The organism is Vibrio sp. 10N.237.312.B06 (assembly GCF_041464685.1).
Classification (GTDB): domain Bacteria; phylum Pseudomonadota; class Gammaproteobacteria; order Enterobacterales; family Vibrionaceae; genus Vibrio; species Vibrio tasmaniensis_A.
In genome coordinates, this window is record NZ_JBFSPI010000030.1 from 1 (window position 1) to 19,604 (window position 19,604).

Annotated in this window: 21 protein-coding genes; 10 read left to right on the forward strand and 11 right to left on the reverse strand. The window is 43.2% G+C overall.

Translation table 11 applies throughout. From position 1 onward, the window contains the following. Nucleotides 1–58: 58 nt before the first annotated feature. Nucleotides 59–733: a YoaK family protein gene (locus tag AB6C75_RS10280; protein WP_009845723.1), complete on the reverse strand. Its 675-nt coding sequence runs from the start codon at nucleotides 731–733 to the stop codon at nucleotides 59–61. A gap of 150 nt (nucleotides 734–883) precedes the next feature. Further along, nucleotides 884–1,366 (reverse strand): GFA family protein, encoded by a 483-nt coding sequence (locus AB6C75_RS10285; RefSeq protein WP_170962705.1) that lies wholly within the window; start codon nucleotides 1,364–1,366, stop codon nucleotides 884–886. A 32-nt stretch (nucleotides 1,367–1,398) separates the two neighbouring features. Here AB6C75_RS10285 and AB6C75_RS10290 point away from each other — a divergent pair, with 32 nt between their 5' ends. The 3 genes from AB6C75_RS10290 (at nucleotide 1,399) to AB6C75_RS10300 (ending at nucleotide 4,007) form a co-directional block, all read left to right on the forward strand. Continuing rightward, nucleotides 1,399–2,046 (forward strand): hypothetical protein, encoded by a 648-nt coding sequence (locus AB6C75_RS10290; protein ID WP_372107710.1) that lies wholly within the window; start codon nucleotides 1,399–1,401, stop codon nucleotides 2,044–2,046. 123 nt (nucleotides 2,047–2,169) lie between these two features. Beyond that, entirely contained in the window at nucleotides 2,170–2,469 is a 300-nt protein-coding gene (locus AB6C75_RS10295; RefSeq protein ID WP_012600273.1) for an isoamylase early set domain-containing protein, read from the forward strand. Between the two features lie 245 nt (nucleotides 2,470–2,714). Further along, entirely contained in the window at nucleotides 2,715–4,007 is a 1,293-nt protein-coding gene (locus AB6C75_RS10300) for a peptidoglycan DD-metalloendopeptidase family protein (protein WP_372107711.1), read from the forward strand. 150 nt (nucleotides 4,008–4,157) lie between these two features. Here the strand turns inward: AB6C75_RS10300 and AB6C75_RS10305 are convergent, their stop codons facing one another. Beyond that, entirely contained in the window at nucleotides 4,158–6,002 is a 1,845-nt protein-coding gene (locus AB6C75_RS10305) for a putative bifunctional diguanylate cyclase/phosphodiesterase (RefSeq protein WP_372107712.1), read from the reverse strand. 180 nt (nucleotides 6,003–6,182) lie between these two features. After that, the gene (locus AB6C75_RS10310; RefSeq protein ID WP_017100810.1) at nucleotides 6,183–7,079 is read right to left on the reverse strand and encodes a LysR family transcriptional regulator; all 897 of its coding nucleotides are present in this window, start codon (nucleotides 7,077–7,079) and stop codon (nucleotides 6,183–6,185) included. A gap of 108 nt (nucleotides 7,080–7,187) precedes the next feature. On the opposite strand from AB6C75_RS10310, the gene AB6C75_RS10315 reads away from it, so the two are divergent. The 3 genes from AB6C75_RS10315 to AB6C75_RS10325 all read left to right on the forward strand — a co-directional run bounded on the left by AB6C75_RS10315 (nucleotide 7,188) and on the right by AB6C75_RS10325 (nucleotide 9,245). Further along, on the forward strand, nucleotides 7,188–8,393 hold the full coding sequence (locus AB6C75_RS10315; RefSeq protein WP_012600277.1) for a multidrug effflux MFS transporter: 1,206 nt from the start codon (nucleotides 7,188–7,190) through the stop codon (nucleotides 8,391–8,393). 122 nt (nucleotides 8,394–8,515) lie between these two features. Then, a complete protein-coding gene (locus AB6C75_RS10320; protein ID WP_004731829.1) occupies nucleotides 8,516–8,866 on the forward strand; it encodes a hypothetical protein in 351 nt (116 codons plus the stop codon). Between the two features lie 244 nt (nucleotides 8,867–9,110). Further along, nucleotides 9,111–9,245: a hypothetical protein gene (locus AB6C75_RS10325; RefSeq protein WP_372107713.1), complete on the forward strand. Its 135-nt coding sequence runs from the start codon at nucleotides 9,111–9,113 to the stop codon at nucleotides 9,243–9,245. Between the two features lie 176 nt (nucleotides 9,246–9,421). Here AB6C75_RS10325 and AB6C75_RS10330 read toward each other — a convergent pair whose 3' ends face one another. The 3 genes from AB6C75_RS10330 to AB6C75_RS10340 all read right to left on the reverse strand — a co-directional run bounded on the left by AB6C75_RS10330 (nucleotide 9,422) and on the right by AB6C75_RS10340 (nucleotide 12,143). Continuing rightward, on the reverse strand, nucleotides 9,422–10,039 hold the full coding sequence (locus tag AB6C75_RS10330; protein WP_012600280.1) for a glutaredoxin domain-containing protein: 618 nt from the start codon (nucleotides 10,037–10,039) through the stop codon (nucleotides 9,422–9,424). Nucleotides 10,040–10,107: 68 nt separating this feature from the next. Continuing rightward, nucleotides 10,108–10,998 carry a DMT family transporter gene (locus AB6C75_RS10335; protein WP_017097059.1) on the reverse strand — a complete coding sequence of 297 codons (891 nt, stop codon included), beginning with the start codon at nucleotides 10,996–10,998 and terminating at the stop codon, nucleotides 10,108–10,110. Between the two features lie 155 nt (nucleotides 10,999–11,153). Further along, entirely contained in the window at nucleotides 11,154–12,143 is a 990-nt protein-coding gene (locus AB6C75_RS10340) for a porin (RefSeq protein ID WP_029225491.1), read from the reverse strand. Nucleotides 12,144–12,519: 376 nt separating this feature from the next. On the opposite strand from AB6C75_RS10340, the gene AB6C75_RS10345 reads away from it, so the two are divergent. Further along, the gene (locus AB6C75_RS10345) at nucleotides 12,520–13,533 is read left to right on the forward strand and encodes a succinylglutamate desuccinylase/aspartoacylase family protein (RefSeq protein WP_135383670.1); all 1,014 of its coding nucleotides are present in this window, start codon (nucleotides 12,520–12,522) and stop codon (nucleotides 13,531–13,533) included. 196 nt (nucleotides 13,534–13,729) lie between these two features. Here AB6C75_RS10345 and AB6C75_RS10350 read toward each other — a convergent pair whose 3' ends face one another. The 4 genes from AB6C75_RS10350 to AB6C75_RS10365 form a co-directional block, all read right to left on the reverse strand. Beyond that, entirely contained in the window at nucleotides 13,730–14,179 is a 450-nt protein-coding gene (locus tag AB6C75_RS10350; RefSeq protein WP_009845709.1) for a PTS sugar transporter subunit IIA, read from the reverse strand. Next, complete coding sequence (locus AB6C75_RS10355) at nucleotides 14,176–15,432, reverse strand: PTS ascorbate transporter subunit IIC (RefSeq protein ID WP_372107714.1); 1,257 nt, start codon at nucleotides 15,430–15,432, stop codon at nucleotides 14,176–14,178. The genes AB6C75_RS10350 and AB6C75_RS10355 overlap by 4 nt, the downstream gene beginning before the upstream one ends. 10 nt (nucleotides 15,433–15,442) lie before the next feature. After that, nucleotides 15,443–15,712: a PTS sugar transporter subunit IIB gene (locus tag AB6C75_RS10360; protein ID WP_009845707.1), complete on the reverse strand. Its 270-nt coding sequence runs from the start codon at nucleotides 15,710–15,712 to the stop codon at nucleotides 15,443–15,445. 284 nt (nucleotides 15,713–15,996) lie between these two features. Further along, nucleotides 15,997–16,473: a hypothetical protein gene (locus tag AB6C75_RS10365; protein WP_009845706.1), complete on the reverse strand. Its 477-nt coding sequence runs from the start codon at nucleotides 16,471–16,473 to the stop codon at nucleotides 15,997–15,999. A 611-nt stretch (nucleotides 16,474–17,084) separates the two neighbouring features. Between AB6C75_RS10365 and AB6C75_RS10370 the strand changes: the two genes are divergently transcribed. The 3 genes from AB6C75_RS10370 (at nucleotide 17,085) to AB6C75_RS10380 (ending at nucleotide 19,559) form a co-directional block, all read left to right on the forward strand. Beyond that, complete coding sequence (locus AB6C75_RS10370; protein WP_009845705.1) at nucleotides 17,085–18,293, forward strand: NupC/NupG family nucleoside CNT transporter; 1,209 nt, start codon at nucleotides 17,085–17,087, stop codon at nucleotides 18,291–18,293. A 339-nt stretch (nucleotides 18,294–18,632) separates the two neighbouring features. Next, a complete protein-coding gene (locus AB6C75_RS10375) occupies nucleotides 18,633–18,902 on the forward strand; it encodes a hypothetical protein (RefSeq protein WP_065678146.1) in 270 nt (89 codons plus the stop codon). Between the two features lie 45 nt (nucleotides 18,903–18,947). Beyond that, nucleotides 18,948–19,559, forward strand: coding sequence for a class I SAM-dependent methyltransferase (locus AB6C75_RS10380; protein ID WP_372107715.1), 612 nt, complete (start codon nucleotides 18,948–18,950; stop codon nucleotides 19,557–19,559). Nucleotides 19,560–19,604 lie beyond the last annotated feature (45 nt).

Below are 19,604 nucleotides of genomic sequence, written 5' to 3' on the forward strand. Positions count from 1 at the left end.
TAACTCTTTACCATGCTGTTCAAAAAACACTCACGAAAGATCAACACGCCCTAGGCGTTTATAAATTTACTGAGGCTTCAGTTCGATAAGTTAGGTAGAGCCAGTAGCTAAACGCGACAATGAACGCGAAAGAGGCAGGGAAAGCCAGTGCCAAAATTTCAAAGCGCTGGAACAGGCAAGCACCACTTAAACCACCAAACAGAAAGCCAACAACGATGAACATAAGAAGTTTGGCTTTACGGCGGTCAAAAGGCATCCCCTTTAAGCGTGCGCCAATCATGATCCCAAGGTCTGTGATGATCCCGCTCATGTGTGTGGTGCGAATGATCGCCCCGCTATAGGTGGTGATCATTGCGTTCTGCAACCCACACGCGGCTGAAGCGAAATACTGGCCTGAAGTGTAGCCTTGTAACAGTGCCCAAAGCGCCAAGAACAGCAATCCACCCTCAATACATAGCGCAACACCGTAACGGCGTCCTAACTTCAATGCTTGATTTTCGATAAAGAATCCGCTGAACGCGGCACCTAGCATAAAGCTCATAATGATTAGCAGGAGGTGCATAGAAGTTGAAGTCGGCGTGAGCAGGCTGCTGCCAAGTAAAGACATGGTGCCTGAAATATGGGAGATAGCTTGATGTTGGAAGCCGAGTAAACCAATAGCATTAACGCTGCCAGCAAGGCCCGCTAACAGTAAGGCGCCGTATTCAACCCAGCGAGGTAGTTTAGAAATCATGTGGTTCACCCTGGGTTAAAAAGAGGAGCAGATTATAACGCTAGCGAAAAGATACGCTAGCGTTGTAGAACGTTGATATTTGATCTTAGGCAACAGTCTTGCAGTTTGTTCCAATACTGTTGCTTTATAGAGAAAATGGTCAGTAACAGGCTAGTTGTAGTGACTCATCTGGTGGTCAAATTTGACCCATCCGTGTTTGCGTTCTTCGTAGACTGAAAAGCTTGGTAGCGGAAAGTCTTGCTCTTTAAATAGTCCGAGCGGGACGACATAAAAATCGGCGGCGGCAACCGACTGCAATAGCATGGTAGTGCCACATTTAGGGCAAAACTGGTAGGTGACTTCATTGCCCGTGTCACTGATACGTGAAAAGGAGGTGACCTCTCCGTTGAGTGTCACTTGTTCTATGGGAAATCGAGCCTGAACCCCGAACACACTTCCGGTGCGCTTCTGACATTCATAACAATGGCATACGGAGGTGCGTTGAGGCTCGCCTCTGCAGACTAAATTGACGGCTCCACAGCGGCATTCGCAACTTCTGATATTCTTCTCTTTAATATGATTGATATCCATCCATGCTCCACTTCTGGTTAACCCTGTATTGATAATTATACTAAAGCCCTTTATGGTCTGCACAACTGGATGAAAACAAAAGAATATAATTGCTCATGAAAAAGAAAATCTTACCTATACCTCTGATTTTACTGATTCCTATTATCATGCTGGTTGTGGTGATACTGGCGGGTATTTATCGCTTTAGCTTAAGTGACGAAGAGATCTTGGCGAAGTTTCCTTCTTCTCAAGTCAGTTATGACCCTGTTGCTGAAACCGTTTTTGATTTGAAGACGACTAACCCATGGACAATCAAAGTTCCTGAAACCAACGCGTACGCCTTTATTAATGAAGTCGATGGACCAAGATCAATCGCGTTTGGGCGGTATGACTCCGGTGTTGAGCGTGGTGTGGTCACCGTAGACACCAACAACCTTTCAAGTGTCACGTTAGGCAAGGCGAGTTTCTTTGTTGCACCTATGTGGGTATCTAACCAAGGCAGTGGCGTTTTCTATTATCTTGGCCTGTTTAAACATGACCAGCATCGAAGCCGCGTCGTGTTAGTTGACCAATTCTTTCTTGGTGACCGGGTGAGAATCCAAACTTTAGAGATTACTCAGCTGCTCGATTCACAAAGCAAACTCTCTGGGGAAGGTTTTATCGGCTTTACTCGACATTCTGCGGAACAATCTTTTCCAGAATTGCAATCTGAAAAGGTGTTAATGAGTTTTTCTTTCAATACGCAATCAATTGATGAGCAATGACGTTTTTGTTAGAGCAAGGAACTGTTGTTTATGTGAGCTAAATTACATATTATCTTAAGTAGATGAATGAAATTTAGACACACTTAGCTTTGTGTCTGCTTACTTTACAAATGGAGCTTGCGAATGATTAATAAACGTTTTTTTAAGACGAAAGATGAAGTTGAAGTGACTTTCGAGCTAGAAGCTCAAGAAGCTAATTCTGTATCAATCGTTGCTGACTTTCTGGATTGGAAAGCGACGCCAATGAAAAAACTGGCGAAAGGGAAGGTTTACAAGTTTAAAACTCGTCTTCCGAAAGATGGCGAGTTTCAATTTCGCTACTTAGTTGATGATCAACAATGGGTGAACGATGCGAATGCTGATCGTTATATCCCGAATGAATTTGGTGAAGATAATTGCTTGGTATCGACAGTTAACGTTTAATTGAAATAGCACGACTTAATTGAAATAGTATGAATTAATTAAAAAGCAGGAGCTAGATGTTTCTGCTTTTTAATGTCTAAATCGTTCGTTCATTAAATTTTTGAGTTGTGCCTATTTCATTAACGGTAACTCAATGACTTAGCCGAGATTGCGCAGATTCACATCATATTATGACAATGCAATGATGATTTATACGCCTGAAAAGCATATCCTGTGCTTTTATATCGTAGAAAGACCTGTTTACCGTGTATTCAAAAATATTTTCCTCTCCGTTTGCTGAGCTTTCACCTGTAAAAAAAGCAGCAATTTTAGGACTGCCACTTATTGCAGCGATTAGTGTTGCTTTGCAATATTCACAATCAAATCTGACGAAAACGATCGATCTTGATTTGCCAGACTCAACCGTTATTGAGTCAATTCTGTCACCTCCTTCTGCTACCGTTATTGAGCCACCGACGTTTGAATATCAAATTCAATCAGGCGATAACTTAAGTAGCATCTTCACTCAGCTTGGGTTTTCTTATAACTCGATGATGAGCGTGATGGAAACCGATTTGAACTTCCTTGCGTTAGACACGCTTCGTCCGGGTAATACATTACGTTTTTGGCGTGACGAAGCGACGGGCAACCTTTCAAAAATGGAACTTCAATTTAGTGTCGCGGACAAAGTGGTTTATCGACTGCTTGATGACGGCACCTACGAATTCGAAGACATTTCTATTCCGGGTGAATGGAAGCAAAAGCCTTTAGTGGGCGATATCCATGGCAGTTTCTCGATGTCAGCGAACAAAGTTGGCCTGAACAGTATTGAGATTGACCATATTGTGACTCTTCTTAAAGATAAGCTGAATTTCAGCCGAGACTTACGTGCGGGTGATCAGTTTGAAGTGCTTCAAAAAGCGCAATTCGTTGATGGTGTTGCAACCGGGAAACGTGAAATCGAAGCGATCAAGATCATGAACCGTAACCGTGTTGTTTCAGCGTACTTACACACTGACGGACAATATTACGATGCCAATGGCGATAGCTTACAACGCGCTTTCCAACGTTACCCTGTGAGCCGTGGTTGGCGTCAAAGTTCTCAGTTTAATCCTAAGCGCTTACACCCTGTGACTGGGCGAGTCTCTCCGCATAACGGCACAGATTTCGCGACGCCAATTGGCACACCCGTTCAAGCAACAGGTGATGGTAAAGTGATCATGACTCGTAAGCACCCATATGCTGGTAACTATGTGGTGATTCAGCATGGCAGCACATACAAAACACGCTACCTACACTTGAGTAAGATCCTCGTTCGTAAAGGACAAACGGTATCTCGTGGTCAGCGTATTGGCTTATCAGGTAAAACGGGCCGAGTGACGGGGGCGCACTTACATTACGAATTGATCGAACGTGGTCGTCCTGTCAATGCAATGAAAGCGAATATTCCTATGGCCGATTCCGTACCTAAAAAGGAAAAAGCGACATTCGTAGCCGCTAGAGATGAAGCCGACAAGCTATTAAAGAAAGCTTTGGAAAAACAATCGAATAATAGCTAGCAGCTGACTATATGTCGTCAAGGTAACCGTTAGCTAGATGGTTGCGAGTAATGATGTAGCCTTTAAAGCCGTGAGTGCAGAACTAAATACTTTAATGTTTAGTGATACGCTCGCGGCTTTTTGATTTTAGGTTGAGGTAGTGAACGGCGTTTAGGATAGAGGTTCTGAGTGAGTGACGTAGCTAACGATAGCTTCTGGTCGCATAGGTGGAGAGTAGAGGTATCCTTGAATTTTGTCACACCCCATTGCGTGCAGCTTTTCTAATTGCTCAAGCTTCTCAACGCCTTCCGCAACCAATGACACATTGAGTCTGTGTGCCAGTTGAACAATCAACCACACAACACTTTCGGATGTTGAGTTTGTCAGCAAGTTTCGAATAAAGGTGGCATCAATCTTAATACAATCGATAGGGTAGCTATGAATGTAATTTAAGCTTGAGTAACCAGTACCGAAATCATCTAGAGCGATCGTGAACCCTTGTCCCCTTAGAAAGTCGAGTGCTGACTTTGTTTCTTGAGTTGGAGATAACAGCACGGTTTCGGTTAGCTCAATGACAAACTCGTTTGCTTTAAAGTGATGCTGTTCAATCGTTCGAGTGAGATAGGAAATATAACGCTTAGAATCGGTAAGCTCGTGAGCGGAGCAGTTTATTCCAAGCTTAACTTTGTAGCCTAAGCCTCGCTCCAATGTTGTTTTAGCGCGGCATACCAATTCGATGATCCGTTCACCCAGTTCCACAATCAACCCCGATTCTTCCGCTACCTGAATGAACTCCACTGGCGAGATGTCGCCATGTCTTGTGGTTTTCCAACGAGTTAACACCTCGAAGTAATCCCATCGTGTATCAATGTGATCAACGATTGGTTGTACAACCACGTACATTCCATTGTCATTAGGTGCCTGACTGTCTGATATGGTGCTATCAAGCTCACTTCGTAAGGCGGCGATTAACTCGGCTTTCCTTTGGTAACGAACCCTTAGGTGAGTGTCGTAACATTGAATATGAGTATCTTGACTATGCTGGCACTCTTTTAGCGCCAAACTGGTGTTGAAGATGATTTGCTCTACGTCTTTATTGTCTCCATCTGACCGGGCAATGCCGATGCTGACGTCGAAATCGATTTTGATATCAATACTAGTGTAACCTTGCTTTATCTTATCCAGTATTTGTTTGCAAACCGCTATTGGGTCTGAATGATAGGTAATGAATGCGAACTCATTGCCAGCCGTCCGGAACGTCAGGTTGTTGTCGGGCAAGGTTCGGCGCAAGGTCTCTGCAACGAACTGAAGCACCTTATCGCCAATATAATTACCGTGCATATCATTAATGGCTTTGAAGCTATTGATGTCGAGCAGAGCGAGCGTGAAGGGAGTGACACTCTGCTGAGTGATCGATTCCAAGGTGTCTGATAAGCAGCTACGGTTTAATAGCCCAGTTAGGCTATCGTGTGATACTTCGTAACTGAGTTGATTAACCAGTTGCTCAGAACGGTCGTTGAACCACATTTCACGCAAGGTGTGAATGATGATATCTGCGAACAACTGGTGGTGTTTTATCACGTCTTGTTGCTGATCTGTACTCATAGGCGAACTAAAGGTTGAGAAAAGCACACCCATGACTTCGCCACTTTGACTGCGTGCTGGGATAGCGATTGAGTTTTGTGAGGTGATTTCTTGCCTAAATGCTGATGTTGGGAGTGACTGAACGATATACTGAGCAAATGAGCAATCGGGGTGTTTTTGATTAACGGCTTGTTGGTATATGTGACCATGGCGTGCGTTTATTTTGTCATGCAGTACATGGTCAGAATGGGCAATGACCAAAGGAACCATTTGATCGGGAAAGTGCTTTTTCTCAATGATGCTTGTGTATTGAGTACCGAAGGTTTGATGCAAAGTAAGCACGGCAGACTCTAAAAGGTCGATACCTTCCAATTTGAGTAAGCGCCCAATGCGCTCTGTGTCTATCATGCTATTGCGTGTATGTTGAGTCATAGTCACCATCCGTAGCCAACCAGAATCGTGTGTAAGCTGTATGTGTATGATCTTGTGTATACGATCTTGTAGCTGCACTGTCTTAAATATTAACAATGCAACTTGTATTAATAATCTTGATATGCGTCTAGTTTATTATTGGTCGTGTTGTGTGATTTTTCAAATTTAGTGCGATATATTTCACAAAACTTGACTATTTCTTTCTTTGTCTAGCCTATCTTTTAGGTGGTCTAAAAATAGCTTGGTTCGTGTATGCGAGTAGTCAAGCTTAGGGTAGTACGCGTAAACCATCACTTCGTCGGCTGTTATATTTGGTAATACTGGAACCAGTGTCCCTTGTTTAAGATCCTCTTTGATCATTGCTTTGATGGTTAACAGTACGCCCATTCCTCGCTTCGCGGCATGAAACAAAGCCTCAGGGTTGGTGGTCGCAAAGTTACCGTTCAGAGTGATGCGTTGTCCTTTAGTTAGCGTGACTTCACGAATAGGACGCTCTCCCCATATTAAGGAGTTGTGCTGTTCTAAGTCTTGCTCGTTGATGGGATAACCATGTTTAGCCAAGTAACTGGGAGCGGCATAAAAGCTGGCTTTGTGTTCAAATAGTGGTGTTTTCTTGAAGCTTAACGAGTTGAGTTGTTCCAGTTCACGACTGATCACCAGGTCCAAGCCAAGCTCAGGTAATTGACCTGGCGTGGTGGTGATAAGCTGTACTTTAATGTCTGGATACTTTTCTAAGAAGTCGTCCATGTATTGCACGAGAAACTTAGAACCAACAGCAATGGTTGCGCCAATCTTTAGCAGGCCCGCAGGCGTTTGGTTAACCGATCGGGTTTCATCAATAATCGATTGCCAATTATCGAGCTGATCCTTGGCTCGCAGATAAAAGAGAGCCCCCGCTTCGGTTTGGCTGATTGAGCGCGTGGTACGCTTTAATAGTTGAGTGCCAATACGTTCTTCTAACCAGTTCACTCTTTTGCTGATCGCTGAGCTGGTGGTATTGAGTTTACGCGCTGCGCCATTGAAGCTGCCTTCTTCCACCACTTTTACATAACTTTTTACGTTAAGAATCCAATCCATACTATTTCCTGTTGGGACTTAATTAAATTCCAATTTAGCTAATTATCAATTATTGGTTTTGAATGTAAACTCATCTGATGAACAAATAACAAACGAATAGGGAATTTTTTGAGCCAATCGACCTTTAAAAAAACACCGCTACTCTTAGCCATGATGATCATAGCTACAGGACAGGTAGGGGTGAGTATCTATTTACCATCATTGCCGCTAATTGCTTCAGACTTAAGTGTGACTCAGGTCGATGTACAGCTGCTCGTTACGCTGTTTCTTGTGGGTTTTGGCTTGTCTCAGCTATTTTACGGGCCGATGTCCGATGCCGTGGGGAGAAGACCTATCTTCTTGTTAGGTCAGGGTGTTTATTTGATTGGTACTGTTGTTTGTGTTGTTTTTTCCGACAACATGACGGCGTTAGAGGTTGGTCGCTTGTTGCAAGGTCTAGGGGCGGGTAGTGCCTCGGTTCTTGGGCGAAGTGTGCTGCGCGACAGCTATGATGGCCTTCAACTGACCAAAGCACTGTCTTATATTTCGGTCACCGCTTCGATCATGCCGATTATTGCGCCCGTGTTTGGTGGTTGGATCTCATTCCACCTCGGTTGGCAGGCGGTGTTCCTGTTTGTTCTTGTGTATTTACTGGCGATATTCACTCTCGGCTATTTTGTTCTTCATGAAACTTTGCCATACGGGAAGAGCCGCTTTGAAGTCAGTCAAGTGGTCAAGAACTATGGCCGTTTGTTGACGAATCGCCAAGTGTTGACCAGTGCCAGTTATAATTGGATGAGTTACATGGCGAGTTTGGTGTCGCTATCGCTGTTTCCATTCTTAATGCAAGAGCAATTGGGGCTGACAGCCGCTGAATACGGATCGTTGATGATAGTCCCTTCGGCTGGCTTACTGATTGGTAGCGTGGCTTTGAACTTGCTCAATCGTAGGTTTAGTACACCACAATTGATGAGTCTTGCGATTTTGATCATTTTAGCTTCAGGGACTTGGTTACTTACTCATGAGTTATCCATCTTTAACTTAGTGTGGGCATTTACGTGGTTAGCTATCGCTCAAGGTATCTCCTTCCCTCTATCGATCAGTATGCTATTAGAACCTCATAAGAAGAAAGCGGGCGCGGTGTCGGCACTGTCAGGTTCAATTCAGATGTGTTTGGCGGGTTTACTTGGTGGATATCTAGTCGAGAGTTGGGTGACGACTCACCTACAGCTCGGCGTGTTTTATCTGATTATTGGTGCTTGCATGGCTACAGTACTTTGGTCTTCAACGAGAATGAATAAGAAAGCCACAGCTACCGAAGTTGAATACAGTTAAGCAGCTGAAGTACAGACCAGTTAAACAGCTAGCTCGCTATAGTTCAGCATACAGTCGTTAATACGTTGTATTTGTATGGATGGTTTTCTACAATACCTGCGTCCATTTAATAGGTAATAAACATGCAGCAAAATGAATTTGAAGTACTGGTAAAAGCTATCTGCGCACTAGATGGCCTGCCTCAAGCACTTGAGTTATTGAAATCCAATGAGGATACAGAAGTCGCTGAGGCTGCTGGATCACTAACAGGTCAATTTGCGCTAGCTGAAGTTGAAGGCGAAAAGCGTATTTACCACGTGACGCTTCAAGAAAATGAACAAGGCGAAGAGCAAGAGTACATCGAACATGTGATGAATGAAGGCGATGACTTAATCAAATTTGCAGCTTGGTTCTTTGAAACTATGTTCGAATTAAAGCAAAAAGACACATACCAAATTGCAGGTAAAACTTACAGACAGCCAAAGCGTAGCTAGTTTTATTAACTGTTTGTTTTCTAAGCTATTCCTTCATGTTAGCTGATTTCTAAGCAATTAGGTTTCTAAAAAAACTATTTTTAAAGCAGCTCTCTTGAGCTGCTTTTTTTATGGATGTTTAAATGAAAATTTTAATTGTAACTTAATGGTGAGATTACATTAAAAGTGTGATTTAGATCTTGTTTTTGAGCGCTTTAAGTGTAGAATCCGCGCATAAGAAAATCGATTATGTGCGGAGATAAGCATGAATTACGAATTAGGCCACGCATACCTTGGTCAAATGGTAGCAAAAAACATGATGCACGAAGCATTGTATGACAAGCCAAAGCCAAGAAAAGCATCATTCATTAAGCGAATGATGAAGAAAATGGCGAAATAAGCATTTTCAAAAACGGATTTTAAAAAGGCCTTAAACTTACTGGTGTCCAACTATTGGGGTTAGTTCAGTTTAAGGCCTTTTGCGTTTTAGCGATTAATGAAGGTCATCGCTCGTTTTGTTGTGGATGGACACAAAAAAACACTGATAAAGCTTCTGACTAATGACTGTTACTGAATTCAGCCTGTTGATTGGTTGGATAGGTCGACAACATTATTCGGGATGGTATCTAAACCGTTCTCTTTCATCCACGCTTCTAAGTTGTCAGCTCCACCAATGTATTTACCATCAAGCCAAATCTGAGGAACTGTTACTGGTGTTTTCTCACCAATGTGCGCTTTTACCTCTGGAATCATACGATACAAAGCTGCGCTGTCTTTTACGACATCGTGGTATTGGTATTCAACACCCGCTTCATCAAGCATTTTCTTGGCCTTAACGCAGAATGGGCAGGTCGCTTTTCCGTAAACAATGTTGCCTTTTAGGCTGTCTCGTTTAGTCCACTCTTTAATCACAGATTGAACCAAAACACCGCGATTAAGCGCTTCACCTTGGCTGACTACCTTGCCTTCAACAACAAGAATAGGAGCATGCCAAGAACCCAGTTTTAGCGGCTCCCACCAGTGAGATAACCAATCTTTCACTTCCAGTTCAACATCGACATCTGATAACTCATTCTCAAAAGTATCCTTAAGAATGTCTTTGGTAAGGGTGCATTCTCCACATGGGATGTTAACTTTAAATGGACCCCAGCTGCCTGCCCAACGGTATAGTGTAATCTTGACTGGTTTCTTCATGCTTACGGCCTCGTTTGAATTCTCTTATCCATATAGAACGGACAGTCGAACTATTTATTTCATCGATCCTAAACTTTCTTTATTTTCGCCGGTTTTTTCGTTTCCCAATGGGTAATAAATGCAACTGACGCAATAATAATAGCAGCCCCTAGCCATAAACGACCCGGTGGAACCCAACTAAATACAATCCAACCCGCTAGAACATTTAACGGTAATTTCGCGTGGTCAAAAGGTTGCACAAACGAAGCATCAGCAACAGAATAGGCTTTTACAATTGCCCATTGAGCGAGTGCCGTCATAACACCGATAACAATCAAGATAGCCCAAATTGTACCGCCGCTTGGAGTCTGCCAATCTGGCGCGGCAAGCAGGATGTTAAATGGTGTGATTAATAGCAGCAAGTACACCACCATGGTTGAAGGACTGTCTTGCGAAGAGAGTTTTTTCACCATGAGTGAGTAGCATGCCCAGAAGAAAGCCGCGCCAACCGGTAACAGTGTTGCCCAGTTAAAGTCTTCTGCCCACGGCTCTAGAATCACCATAGCACCAGCGAAGCCGGCTAAGGTCGCGCCCCAGCGAGCTGCCCCAACTTTCTCTTTGAGGAAAAGTCCTGAGCCTATGGTTGCAAACAATGGCGACGTCATGAGAAGGGCAATGCCTTGCCAAATAGGTACTGGGTAAGCCAATGCCCATATCCAAAGTTGAATACCAATAACAGACAAGAAGACACGGAATACGTGCAACTTTAGGTTGTCGGTTTTTAGCGCGCGGCGAATGCCCAGCGTTTTCAGATAAGGAAGAATAGCGAACAACGCGATGGCGTATTGAATGACGGCAACGGTGGTAGAAGTAAGTCCGAAATGAATGCTAGCGACTTGAGTTAGGCTATTAATAACGGCAAAGGCTAGGCCTGCGGTTAGCATCCAGCTAGCGCCTTGGATCGGATGGTGTTGTGACATGATGCTTCTAATTATTTGATGTGGTTCACCTATGATACGGATTTAGCACCACTTAACCAGAAAAAGCATTGATGAAGTTGGTCAGAATATTTGAATATGAAAAAAGGTTGAGCAACCGCCCAACCTTTCTAGTCTCTATCTAAAGTCGATTTAGATTAGAAATCGTAGCGGACACCTAGGCGAAGTGTGTCTTCACCAGCTGTCACGATACCTTTTGCATTTTTAACTTCGTCTAAACCGTTAACGTAGTAAGAAAGGTATGTGCGGAAATTGCTGTTTAGTTTGTAGTAACCAGCTAATTCAATACCGTCGACAGCGTCTACTTTTGCTCCGCTGTTGATTTCATCTTCTTGGTAAGTATATACGACTGCAGCAGATACTTGCTTGGTGAATTTGTATTGCGCTGCAAATTCCATAGCAGTGAATGACTTAGCATCGGTACCTGTCGCTTTATCATCTAGGTCGCCTGTTGAATAAGTTGCAGCTAAGTACAGGTTGTCTAGAGAATACGCTAGGCCGGCAAGGATTTGGTCTGCGCTACCTTTATTTTCCCCTAGGTCTTCACCTGAGTAGGCTAGGCCAAGATCTAAGCCCATTGGCAGTGAGTAAACACCAGAAATGCCGTAGCCGTCAGAGTCTTTTTTGCTGTTGGTTTGGTAAGTGGCTTCTAGTTGCAGGGCATCAAAGCCGCCACGGTATGCAAATACACCATCTTCTTTATCAGAAGCTGCACCGAATGCTTGCTGCACACCAGAAAACTCAGTGATATCTGTAAAGTCAGATACGATAACTGAAGCCATATCTTGGCGACCGACAGAAACGGCTTGGCCGTCAAAATCAACACCTGCGTACATGTAACGGTTTTCAAACTTATCAGAACCTGTGTCTTGCTCTGCTTCGTAGAAACCGAATGCCGTTGCAGTATCTGTAAGTTCTGTTTTACCACCAAGGTTTAAACGGAAACGAGTTTTATCTTTCATTGAACCTTCAACTTCAGCACCACCAGAACCAATGAAATCACCACGGAATTCTGCACGACCGCCAATTTTAAGTTCTGTACCATCAGAGCTGTAAACCGTTGCTGCTAACGATGAACCTGAAACTAGTGCCGCTACCACTGCAGAAGCTAGAACTGCCTTTTTCATAATCACTTACCTTGTATTTTAAAATCCGTGAGCAATGCGCTCTCCGTTTCGATATGAAACTAATCTAGAGCAGCTAAATTAAGCTTTCATTTCTGTAAAATTACATTTTCGTGAATAGGGAACTTTTTAAGTGTTGATTTTATTGCACTTTTATTTCAGGAAATTGAGTGGTTTGTGAATGGATATACCACTCGTATTTCCTTATTCGGTTACTTTTTCAAGTTTCTATTTGGGCGAGGTGATAATGATATGGGTGAACCTTATGGTGAGGTTAGAGCTTCTTCATCTTATTAACTGTTTGTACTGATTAAGATATCCTCTATGATGCCAAAACTTAGAAAAGAATAAATTTTGCTCAACAAGATGGAGACGTTGGATGAAAACAGAGTACTTAGGCGATGTTTTACAAGGTAGGCAGGTTATTGGCGCCTTAAATGTTGAAGACTTACCGATTGGAGAGCATCAGTTTTGGTTTCAAGTAACCAGTGATGGGTTAGGGCAACCTAAAAACATGCCGGTTTCTGTTTTCAAAGGCAGTCAAGACGGCCCGAAGTTGCTGATCACTGCCGGGATTCATGGTGATGAGCTAAACGGTGTGTTGGCTGCACAGCAAATTATCCGAGATTTAGTAGGCAACACATTAAAAGGCACGGTGACAGTTGTACCAACTGTGAATTTGTCTGGCTTGCTTAACCACAGCCGCGATTTTATCTCTTCGGATCCGGGGTCTTGCCCTGCCAACCTTAATCGACTCTTTCCGGGGGATGCACACGGCTTAGCCGCGGAGCGATTCGTCGCATCTCTGTGGGATCGCTTACTCAAACACAACGCGACATTTGCTGTTGATCTGCATACCCAAACTCGTGGTGCCGTGTATCCACTTTATGTGTTTGCTGATTACCGAGTAGAGCAATGTTTGGAGATGGCGAGGTTAATGCAGCCCGATTGTGTTCTTAATGATCCCGGCGATCCGGGTATTCTTGAAACGGTCTGGAATCGAAGTGGAATTCCGAGCATTACAGTGGAAGTCGGGATGGGGAAATTTACTCAACCTGACATGATTCAACGAGCCGTAGATGGTGTTTTTAATATTCTTTCTTACTACGAGATGCTTGATGCTGAAGGTTTACGAGACAAAAAGCCACTGCCAAGTATAGATTGGATAGAGGGCAATAATGTGGTGTCTATCCGCGCTGATATTGGTGGATTTGTGTTGCCTCAGGTCGAGCTTTTACAAAGCGTAGAGCAAGATGATCTTTTGGCGATTCAATACGACGCTTTTGGTAACGAATGTCGTCGTTATCATGCGCCGTCTGCTGGACGTGTACTTAGCTATAACGTGGATGCATTAAGGGAGCCAGGGGCTCTTGTCTGTCGATTATTGAGTTGAGCTGCTTTTAGGTGAGAAGCTCGCAGTTGGTAAGTTCTGAGTTGAAAAGCTCTTAATTGGTAAGTACTGAGTTGAAAAACTCTTTGGCGGGTGTCTCTTTGTTCATCTGGTGCATCGTCATTTGAAACGTGTAAAAAAAAGACCGAGCAGGGCTCGGTCTGATAGCTTTTCTCTGGAGTAACAGCTTTTAGCGTAACTAGTATCGCTTTAAGATCTCGATGATCTCTTGCTCTGTTTCCGCTGCGATAATGGCATCAATGTCATCATCATTTTGGAACAACTCTGATAGCGCCATAATAGTATGGATATGGCTATCTGAGTCCATCGCTGCCAGAGTGATTGAAAGGTAAACGTCACCGTTGTCTTCCGACTCTAAATCAACACCCTTTTTGAATACTGTCACCTGCAGTGATGCTTCGTTCACACCATCTTCAGGACGAGCATGAGGCATCGCAATCTTTGGTGCTAGAACATAGTACGCGCCGATGTCTTTGTGCTTTTGCTTGATAGCTTCAACATAGCTTGCTTCAATTTTCTTGCTTGCTAACAGTGTTGAACAGGTTAAATCAATCGCAGCATCAACCGTTAGGTTCTCTTCAGAGTTGATGATAACGCCTTGGTTACCGATTAAATCGAATAGGCTCATGAAACAATCCATCCTAGAATCAGACCAACAACACCGAAGTCGAAGTCAGCAAATGTTGTTGCTTCAAGCCCAAGACCACCCAGTACTGGAAGTAGTAGCATTGGTAGGGAAGAGATACACAGACCTTGCGTGAATGAACCTAGAATTGCACCACGTAGACCGCCAGTCGCGTTACCGTAAACACCTGCCGCACCACCTACGAAGAAGTGTGGAACCACACCCGCTACAATGATTGTCCAACCAAGTGCACCTTGAACTGCCATTGCTAGTAGGCCAGCCGCGAAAGAACAAAGGAAACCGATTAGTACCGCGTTTGGTGCTACTGGGAATACCATAGGGCAGTCTAGAGCAGGTTTTGCTCCTGGTACTAGTTTGTCAGAGATACCTTTAAATGCAGGAACGATTTCAGCAATTAGCATCTTCACACCTTGCAATACGATGTAAACACCACCAGCAAAGATTAGAGATTGCATGAAGGTAAATACAACCCAGTTTTGACCGCTTGATACTGTTTCTACAAACTCGCCGCCCGCAATAATAGACGCAAGCATGAAGAAGATAGCCATTGTTGTTGCTACGGCTACTGGCGTATCACGCAGGAACATTAAGCTTTTAGGAACTTGGATGTCTTCTGTTGATTTTGATGTGTCACCGAATTTGCTACCAATGAAGCCAGACACGATGTAAGACAGTGTCGAGAAGTGACCAATAGCCAGTTGATCAGTACCCATCACTTTTTCAGTGTACTTTTGGCCTAGCGCTGGCATCACAACCATTAATGTACCCACAATGATAGAGCCGATTGCGACTAGAACTGTGCCTTCAATGTTTGCTGTAGACAGAATTACCGCTACTAGCATAGACATGAACATTGTGTGGTGACCCGTTAAGAAAATATATTTTAAAGGAGTAATACGAGCCAATAAAATATTCACAACGAATGCGAAGAACATAATTAGAGCCATTTCATAACCGAATGCTTCTTGTGCTAATGCAACAATTGCTTCGTTATTTGGAATAACACCACTTACGCCGAATGCTTCAGTAAATACAAATGAGAAGTTATTTAGTGCGCCAACAAGAGCGCCAGCACCAAAACCTAAAATTAGGAAACCCATTACGGTTTTAATTGTGCCTTTTAGAATGGTGGAAATATCAGCTTTCTGTGCAACAAGGCCAATGAAAGCAATTAAGCCTACCATGATTGCTGGCTCTTTTAATAAGCCGAGCATGAATTCGAAAAAGTTCTGCATAATTTTGACCTTACATGAAAGTTTTTAGTTGTTCTTCGATTGATGCTTTGTCAAAAATATTTTTAAGGCTGATTATGTTCTCTTTTCCGCCTTCTTTCAGTTGGTTTGCAACGTCTGTCGCTGCTACCCAAATATCCGCGTTGCTTGATGCAGCTGATGACAGATCTTCGTGATCAACTTCCGCTTCGAAACCGATTTTTTTAGCCACTTCTTTCACTGCCATTTCCATCATTAGTGAAGTACCAAGGCCGTTACCGCAAACTACAAGAATCTTTTTCATAATATTTGTCTCAATTGGATTTTAGGGGTTGAGAAACTGCGTTCTCTTATTGTGTGGGAGCATAGTAATGGAAATATTGAGATTTCAATAAGATCTCCATCACAAAGCTAAAATGAGATTGTGACGTAGGTCTCTCTTGTGTGTGGTAAAAATCCAGAGTGAGACTTTGATCAAATTTAACTTTTCACACGAATATGCAACGTATCTATTGAGAAAGGTTGGGGGGAATGTATTTGTCTATTGGAATGTATATATATAGAGGGTCTGTTGAAGAAAATAGAGAATTAATCGTATCGACCGTAGTCGGTAAGCATTTTCTTAAGCATGCTATTAACGTCTTTGGTCTTTTTATTTCTTTTAGTTAGTTGGCTAAGAGAAGTCGGTTTTGGCGAGGTAACATTTTCACCATCTATTTCTTCGGTTTTATCTTTCATTTTCTGTACGGCAGGCAATAACATTCTAATTTCTTCATTATTGATATTGGTCAGAACCACAATATTTTCAGATTCAACTTGGGTAATCGTTAATATTCCATGCTTAACGGATTCAACCTTTTCACCAATCATAATTGATTCAGGTGCGACAGAGCGATCGGTTAACTGACCTGTACGTAATTTCGCCGCACTGATAGCGCGGATATTTCCGGTGTTTTCAAACGCGACAATAACGGTATAGGTATTATAATACTCAACTACTGTCACATAGCCGTGTCTATTTGTTTTGAATCTAGCTCCATTGTTCATGTCGTGCGGAGCTTCCATTTTCTTCACGTGTTTCCTCTCTTAGTCTCAATGGCTGTTATATCTAATCAGCTCTTCTCGTTTTATAGATAATGAATGGGTGAGATAATACAAAGTATATACGCATCTAAACTTAAGATGAATCTTGAAGTCATAGTAAATGAGGGAGAACACAGAAAAGTGGTAATAATCACACAGAATTAACCGAGAGGTTACGCTCATACGCTTAAGGACTTAACATTCCAAATTCAACCTTATACAGATTGTTTACAGTTTTTGAAGAACGAAAATGACGATAAACACTGCGTTTTGTTTAATCCTTGACCGCGCGATCGTTTGCGTTGAAAAATGTGATGAAAGTCTCACTTAACTGTTTATACTTCTTTTCCGGTTTTAAGCCGGTGCTTAGCCAATACAAGCCGTCACATGGATATGTGAATGACCCCACGGACCGGACCAGCTACGTTCCACTGCTTGTATAAGGTGATTTTTACATGAACAACTCGTTGTTACATTCGCTAACCCTGTTAGCTCCTTCATCGCGTAGCGTTTTGCTTGCGGTTCTTTGTCCTATTCCTTTGATGTCATTCGTTTGGCTCATGTTCACTCTTTAAGGATTACTAGGACACATTATGAATATTCTATTTGGTTTTGTCGGTGTTCTTGCACTGATTGCTTGTGCGTACCTGCTATCTGAAAGTCGTTCTTCGATTAACTGGAAAACAGTCTCTCGTGCACTATTACTTCAAATCGGCTTCGCGGCTTTGGTGTTATATTTCCCATGGGGACAATTGGCGCTAACGAGCCTAAGTAATGGCGTTTCTAGCCTGCTTGGTTTTGCAGACGCTGGTATCGCATTCCTTTTCGGCGACCTTGCAACTGAAGGTTTCATTTTCGCGATACGCGTACTTCCAATAATTATCTTCTTCAGTGCTCTGATTTCGGCACTTTACTACCTCGGTATCATGCAAAAAGTGATTCAAATCTTGGGCGGAGCGGTGCAAAAACTGCTGGGCACCAGTAAAGCTGAATCCTTGGTAGCGACAGGTAATATCTTTCTTTCTCAGGGTGAGTCTCCTCTTCTTATTCGTCCGTTTTTAAAGTCTATGACTCGTTCGGAACTGTTTGCTGTAATGGCAGGTGGTATGGCGTCGGTAGCGGGTAGTGTGCTTGGTGGTTATGCTGGTTTAGGTGTTGAACTTAAATACCTTATCGCAGCAAGTTTCATGGCAGCTCCGGGTAGTCTGTTAATGGCGAAGATCATCGTTCCTGAGCGCAGCACACCAAGTGACTACGACCATATCGAACTCGATAAAGCTGACCAAAGCAACGTGATCGATGCACTGGCAAGCGGCGCGATGAACGGTATGAAAGTCGCGGTGGCTGTCGGTACTATGTTGATTGCATTCGTGAGTGTAATTGCGATGGTGAACACTGGCCTAGAAAGCTTAGGTGAGACGTTCGGTTTTGCGGGTATTACGCTGCAAGCTATCTTCGGTTACTTGTTCTCGCCTTTAGCATGGCTGATTGGTATCCCGAGTGATGAAGTCTTAATGGCGGGTTCTTACATTGGTCAGAAGATCGTAATGAACGAGTTTGTTGCTTTCATCGATTTCGTTGAGAACAAAGCGCTGTTATCTGAACATAGCCAAGTCATCGTGACGTTTGCTCTATGTGGCTTTGCTAACATTGGCTCTATCGCTATTCAGCTAGGTTCGATCGGTGTTATGGCACCAGAGCGTCGTGCTGAAGTGGCAAACTTAGGCTTGAAAGCAGTCGCTGCTGGTACGCTTGCAAACCTAATGAGTGCGTGTTTAGCGGGTATCTTCATCCTGCTTTAAGCGAGATTCAGTTAAAGCGCCTAAATTCAGTTGAAGCGGGCACCTTTCTTGCGGATTTAACGTGAGAAGGGTGCCCGCTTTTTTGTACCTGCTCGTTAAGTTGATTCAGATTTTGAACCACCACTTTTATTGCTATGCGGTGTATAAGGCTCACTCGGAAGAGTAATAGAGCAAGCCTGTTTTATCCGATATACTTGAATATCATTAGGTTGCGATTAATAGCATTCGGCTTCAATTAAGAAAATCCGGTTTCTATTAAGAACACTCGGCTCCGAATAAGAATATTCCGTTCCGACTAAGAATACGGCAACCAAGCTCAAATTTATCAAGGGTCTCTCTATGAACATGCGCGTTCTCATCGGTCTTATTGCTACCTTCATTGGCTTGTTTGCGATGGTTTATCTTATTGCTGGTGGTACTCAGTTTCCTATCTATCAGTGGCCGCAAGAAGCGTATCTCGGTTTGGTGTTTAGCGTAGTATGGGGCACTGGCGTCGCTGCATCGGTGGCTTATGTCTTCTCAGCTTTGGTGTTTGTGACTGTCGCCGTGGTTTGCTATGCGATCGGTTATAAAATCGGTGGGCTCTTTTCTTCAAATTCCGACGTCTAAGTTTATTGAGGCGTACTTATGTTCATTGAAGTGAGATTTGTTTGAATGCACTGGCTCGATCGTTGGAAAGTGTATCGCTATCATCGCAAACAGGCTAACCGAGCGAATGGCAATAAGGCTAAAGCTTTAGGGTGGACCAGCGAAGAGAGCCAATTATGTCGCTTTGAAGTGATTGCTCGTTCGGCTGACTTTGAAAAGAAGAGTATTTTAGATTTGGGTTGTGGCTATGGCGAGCTGTTTGAGTTGCTCGCCAGCATCTATCGCATTCAATCTTACACCGGCGTTGACCAACACGCAGGCTTTTTAAAGAAGGCGAAACAGAGCTATACAGAAGATCGTTGTCGGTTTTTGTCGGGTGATATGAGCCAAATGAGCCTTGAGGTACACGATGTAGTTATAGCCAGTGGCTCATTGAATTACATCTCTCGCGACTCGGATTATCTGACTAACATGATTACTCGTATGTTTGGACTAGCGAATCAGACGGTGATTTTTAATCTGCTCAATTCAAGCCAATATCCTTCACGCAATACCTTGATGAGTTATCACCCTCAAGGCGTATATCGATTCTGTAAAACACTCTGTGATGATGTCTCCTTGATAGAAGGTTACGCTGAAGGGGATTTCACGATAGTGATGAACAAAGCCGTATCCTGAGCCTGAATCAAGTGTTGGTGTGGTAAGAGTTAAAAATGCCGCAGA